The 5,254-nt window shown below is 41.8% G+C and carries 5 protein-coding genes; 2 read left to right on the plus strand and 3 right to left on the minus strand.

The window, feature by feature from the left end:
- The 3 genes from EWV66_RS24310 to EWV66_RS02550 all read right to left on the minus strand — a co-directional run.
- The coding region (locus EWV66_RS24310) for an IS1634 family transposase N-terminal domain-related protein (protein WP_186814336.1) at window positions 1-152 on the minus strand (152 nt) is incomplete at its 3' end.
- A 508-nt stretch (window positions 153-660) separates the two neighbouring features.
- Window positions 661-1,677, minus strand: a complete 1,017-nt coding sequence (gene glsA / locus EWV66_RS02545; protein ID WP_052277536.1) for a glutaminase A — start codon at window positions 1,675-1,677, stop codon at window positions 661-663.
- A gap of 98 nt (window positions 1,678-1,775) precedes the next feature.
- A complete protein-coding gene (locus tag EWV66_RS02550) occupies window positions 1,776-2,879 on the minus strand; it encodes a glycosyltransferase family 4 protein (RefSeq protein ID WP_052277535.1) in 1,104 nt (367 codons plus the stop codon).
- A gap of 543 nt (window positions 2,880-3,422) precedes the next feature.
- Here EWV66_RS02550 and EWV66_RS02555 point away from each other — a divergent pair.
- Both EWV66_RS02555 and EWV66_RS23970 read left to right on the plus strand, forming a co-directional pair.
- The gene (locus tag EWV66_RS02555) at window positions 3,423-5,030 is read left to right on the plus strand and encodes an MFS transporter (protein WP_287107489.1); all 1,608 of its coding nucleotides are present in this window, start codon (window positions 3,423-3,425) and stop codon (window positions 5,028-5,030) included.
- Between the two features lie 146 nt (window positions 5,031-5,176).
- The coding region (locus EWV66_RS23970) for a transposase-like zinc-binding domain-containing protein (protein WP_502705652.1) at window positions 5,177-5,254 on the plus strand (78 nt) is incomplete at its 3' end.

The following is a 5,254-nucleotide window of genomic DNA, read 5'->3' on the forward strand; positions in this document are numbered from 1 at the left end:
TTAAGAGCCAGTTTCAGATTGTCGATAATATCATCGGGTAATTTTGAGAGATTGGCCAGGGTTCTTTTTTTGACTTGATCTCCTTCTCGGTAGGACTCCCGAAGAAGAACAGCGGGGGGAGAATTACGGTTAGGAACTTTTTCTATATACATGGCTATCATTCTAGCAAATGGAGAGAATTTTTGTCCATTAAGAAATGTTACAAATTACATGGGTACATTAAGGAAAGTTAAGGGGGTGCATCCATTGATGGATAAGGGTTTTCGGCTATTATGGTATATATGTATGGGGGAAGTTCAGATATTACACACAATCCGCTGCTTTTGTCAAGAGGTTTACGAAATTTTTTCCACAGACCTCTGGCCAAATTAATTTTCTATGGCCGGTAGGCGCTCTTGCTGGGGACAGTTAAGTAGGGTTTGCGGCAAAAAGTTTTTCCTGGGGGCAGGTGGGGTGTGGGGTTTTATCGATTTTCAGGACAAAAGTAAAGTTAACTGTGGGGTAAGAAGAACGTAGGTTGGGTTGAAGCATGAAACCCAACGCCCGATTATGTTACGCTACCGCTAACCCATCCTACAAATAATTGTACCTCCCTACTTATCAGACTAAATCCTGTTTAAAAGCTATGGCAGAGTGGGGAGAGGGAAGTAGGGGGTGGTATCAACTATTGCCTTCAAGCCATGTTTTTAAATCTCGTTCTGGTTTGGCCACATTGAATAAATGTAAACCAAAATCCTCTGAAATATCTTGACAAATTTTCACTCCTCTGATGCTGTTGCCTTTTTCATCTAAAAGGGGCGAAAAAGTGCCAATTCCCAACTGATGGGGGACTACTGCCGTAATTCCGCCCCCGACACCGCTTTTTGCTGGTAATCCTACTCGATAGGCCCATTCTCCCGAAGCGTCGTACATTCCACAGGTAAGCATAACACTGATCACATCTTGAACGTAGTGTTCATCGATCGCCCGTATTCCTGTGATTGGGTTGACACCCCCATTAGCCAAGGTAGCGGCCATCAGGGCTAAATCGTGAGCATGGACGAGGATGGCGCATTGTTGACAGTAAAGGTCGAGGGTTTCTTCAATTTTATCGCTAACCATGCCAAAATTTAGCATCAGATAGGCCATGGCCCGATTACGATTGCCGGTGGATTTTTCCGAGAGAAAAACGGGGACATTAATCTCGTGATCCCTACCCGTATAGCGTTTAAACATTTCCAAAATACGTTTTAGCCTTTCCGTGGCATTCTGTCCGGTGATTAAATCCGTAGTAGCGATCGCACCAGCATTAACCATAGGATTATAGGGACGATTGGTTTTTTCATCGAGAATAATCGAGTTAAAAGCTTCCCCCGTGGGTTCAACACCGACTTTACTGTTAACGTATTCCCTTCCGTGATCTTCTAGAGCTAATCCAAAGACAAAAGCTTTAGAAATCGATTGTACTGTAAAGGTTTGCCGACAGTCTCCCACCTCAAAAATCTGACCGTCAGTGGTAATTACCGAAATACCAAACCATTGTGGAGCTGCTAGGGCTAATTCCGGAATATAATCGGCGATCTTACCCGTCTGTAAATCAGAGTATTTGTCGTGAAGATAGTTAAGATAGTTGCGAAAAGGATAGACCAACTTTTGACCAGAATTGACCGGACTAATAAAATCTTTTGGGGAAGCCATAGAGGAGTATAGCAGTTATCTTAATAATGAGTGACAAAGTTGTGGTTTTGGCTAGTCAGTGGCCGGTATTGAGGAGACGATGCCCAATGAAGTTATAATTAGATTAACTGCCGTAATTTTGCCTGTAAAGTCTTTTTGCCGAATTTAGTTACAGTTTGTTGACGCAACCATTGCGGGTGACAACGTTGATCCTGACCTGGCAAAATTTCTAAACAAGCTTGAGCCACCTTTTCGGCATCTCGATAGGGAACGCGCCACCCCACCAAACCATCCTGCAGCGGTTCTGCTGAACCGTCCTCATCTCCAGAAATCACGGGAATACCACAGGCCATGGCCTCTAGGTAAACAATCCCGAATCCTTCCCGGGAGGGCATAACGTAAGCATCGGCTAAACGATAATGGTCGGCTAATTCCTCCGTCGGGACAAAACCCGCGAAAATTACCTGTTTATCCACTCCTAACTGCTTGGTTAAAGCTTCTAACCTGGGGCGATCGTCCCCACGTCCAATGACTAGATATTTTACTTCGGGATAAGTCTCTAGAATTGTCGGCAGGGCCCGAATGGTAACATCTACCCCTTTATGGATATCCCCCGACCACAACCGGGCCACTGTTAATAAAACTTTGGCATTTTCCATATCATATTTTTTGATTAATGTCAAGGACTTTTCACCTAAATTAAACTTTTCCTCATCCACCACACAGGGGAGAATTGCTACTTTTTTGGGATCGATAGCGTTAGCCTTACACATAAGATCGCGAGTGTAACGGCTAATTGTCCAGATCGATGCGGCCGCTTGCAGGGCTTGTTTTTGGGAATTTGGTAAAGGTTCCCAGACTTCATTGCCGTAGGTGAGGACGGTGTAGGGTATGCCTAAAGCTTGACAGTAAAGACGGGTGAGAGGAGCTAAATTTATATGACCACAAAAAACCCGTTGGGGACGTTTCCGGAGGAGAGAAACTAGAAACTTAAGGGCTAATTGAATGCGTCCGAGAGTTGCTGAGTTATTTTTCAGGTAATGAAAGGTAATACCTTGATTTTTGAAAGGATTAGGACAATCAGGGGCATCCCGCAGTAAAAAAACCTCGGCCGCCTCGCAATCGGGCAAAGTGAGATAAGCTTGCAGGACATCCTTGATATAGGATTGAATACCGCCTTCTTGGGAAAAAATCTCTAAAAATAGGAAGATATGAGGCATCATAGAACGTCAGCGTCAAAAAGTTTTAGGTTTGGCGAAAAAATTTTCCCCGATCTCTTATCTGTACTATCACACTTTCTTGATCTATTTCGATCGTCTCCCCAGTAATAGCTCCTAACCGCTAACAGTCCGAAAAAGAACAATCTGGGCGATCTTCTCGCTTGTAAGTAGGGAGGCACAATTATTTGTAGGATGGGTTAGCGGTAGCGTAACCCATGCGGGAGTTGGGTTTCATGCTTCAACCCAACCTACGTTCATCTTATATTTAATTCCACCCACCTACCGATGCTGATAGCTAAAATAACTGATATTAGTCAGTTTAGCTGATGATGCTGCCAGGGCGATAGATAAAAAGTGAAGGACGGGGAAATAGTCAGAATTTTCCTGGATGCCAAAGATCAAGCTATTTCTTTGTCCCTTGTGTCATCGGGGAATCTTCCCTTTTAACGCTAGATATTTTCAGGAATTACTAGAGACAAAAAAAATTAAAGTTCCTCAACTGCTCCCAGAACGGTTAAGCTTATTTTAATCTCTGTAATTGCTTTTATGGCTCATTTGACTTCTGAAAGACTCAATTTAACCACAAAAATCGCCTATGGTGCGGGGGATTTGGGACCGGCTATCACTGCCAATATCTCGGTATTTTACCTGCTATTTTTCCTCACTGATGTGGCAGGATTATCGGCAGGATTAGCTGGTAGTGTGCTGATGGTGGTGAGAATTTTCGACGCTATTAACGATCCGATCATTGGCATGTGGAGCGATCGAACTCGTACTATCTGGGGTCGTCGCTTACCATGGATGTTATTGGGGTCGATTCCCTTCGGAATTAGCTATTTTTTACTGTGGTTAATCCCGACTAATAACCAATTATGGCTATTTTTATATTATATTTTTATTGGTATTATCTTTAATTTAACCTATACAGTAGTCAATCTTCCCTACCAGGCACTCACCCCTGAATTAACTTATGATTATAATGAGAGAACCCGCTTAAATAGTTTTCGTTTTGCCTTTTCCATCGGGGGCAGCATTCTATCATTAATTCTCTATATTCTCGTCTCATCGTCCTATGCCAATGATCTCCATCAAGCTTTTTTATTGTTAGGTGTAGTTTGTGCTTTAATGTCGATTATAGCAGTTATTTGGTGCGCTTTGGTTTTGCAAGAACGAGGAGCAAAAGCTATTCTCAATTCTCCCCAGAAAAAAGTTTTGGCAATTGCTTTTATAGTTATCGGTGCGCTTTCCTTGGTCTATGGACTAGGAAAAATTGGGGTGAATCCCAGAGACTTTATCGCTATTTCCACAATTTTATTAGGAATAGAAGGGATAGTTTCGGGGTTAACCCTTTACTATGGCAAAACTGAAAATCATCTCAAGGATAGCGCGGCAATTAAACAGAGAGAAGCGGATAATAATACCGAAACTATTCCCCTGAAAGAACAATTAAAAATAGTTTTTGGTAATCGTCCCTTTTTATACGTTATTGGCATCTATCTTTGTGCTTGGTTAGGAGTACAATTAACCGCCTCGATTTTGGTTTACTACGTCGTCAGCTACATGAGACTATCGGAAGCAGAATCGGGTTTAGTCGCTTTGGCAGTACAGGGAACAGCTTTAGTGATGTTATTTTTCTGGCAAGCAGTTAGTCAGAAATTAGACAAAAAGATAGTCTATTTTTTAGGGATGACATTCTGGATTATTGCCCAAATTGGTTTATTTTTGCTCCAACCCGGACAAATAACTTTAATGTATGCTTTGGCAGTTTTGGCAGGATTTGGCGTATCTGTGGCCTATTTAATTCCTTGGTCAATGGTTCCCGATGTGATTGAATTAGACGAATTAGAAACAGGAAAACGTCGAGAAGGTATTTTTTATGCTTTCATGGTACTTTTGCAAAAAATTGGTTTAGCTTTGGGGTTATTTCTTGTCGGTATTGCTCTAGAAACATCGGGTTTTAAACCGAGAATCCCAGGAGAAGCAATTCCCCTGCAGCCAGATAGTGCTTTAATAGCAATTCGCCTAGCAATTGCTCCTTTACCGGCATTTTTTCTGATCATTAGCTTAATTCTTGCCTATTTTTATCCAATTACTCGCCAAGTTCACGCCGAAATTTTAGACCAATTAGCAACAAGAAGACAAGAGGAAAAGTAAACATCAGTTTTTTGAGAAACACTGTCAGTTAAACCCCGTAATAATTTTTCTTCTTCAGGTTCCAATCGTTTTGTAAATTATCAAGACAAAGTTATACTAAATCCGTTGGGCGTTGCATAATAGAGATATGAATGGAGGAAATCAAAATGCAATGCCCTGAATGTAAATCTACCCATATCCGTAAAAATGGCATCAATAAACAAGGTAAACAAAATCATATTTGT

This window comes from Microcystis sp. M_OC_Ca_00000000_C217Col, assembly GCF_007095585.1.
GTDB classification, from domain to species: domain Bacteria; phylum Cyanobacteriota; class Cyanobacteriia; order Cyanobacteriales; family Microcystaceae; genus Microcystis; species Microcystis panniformis.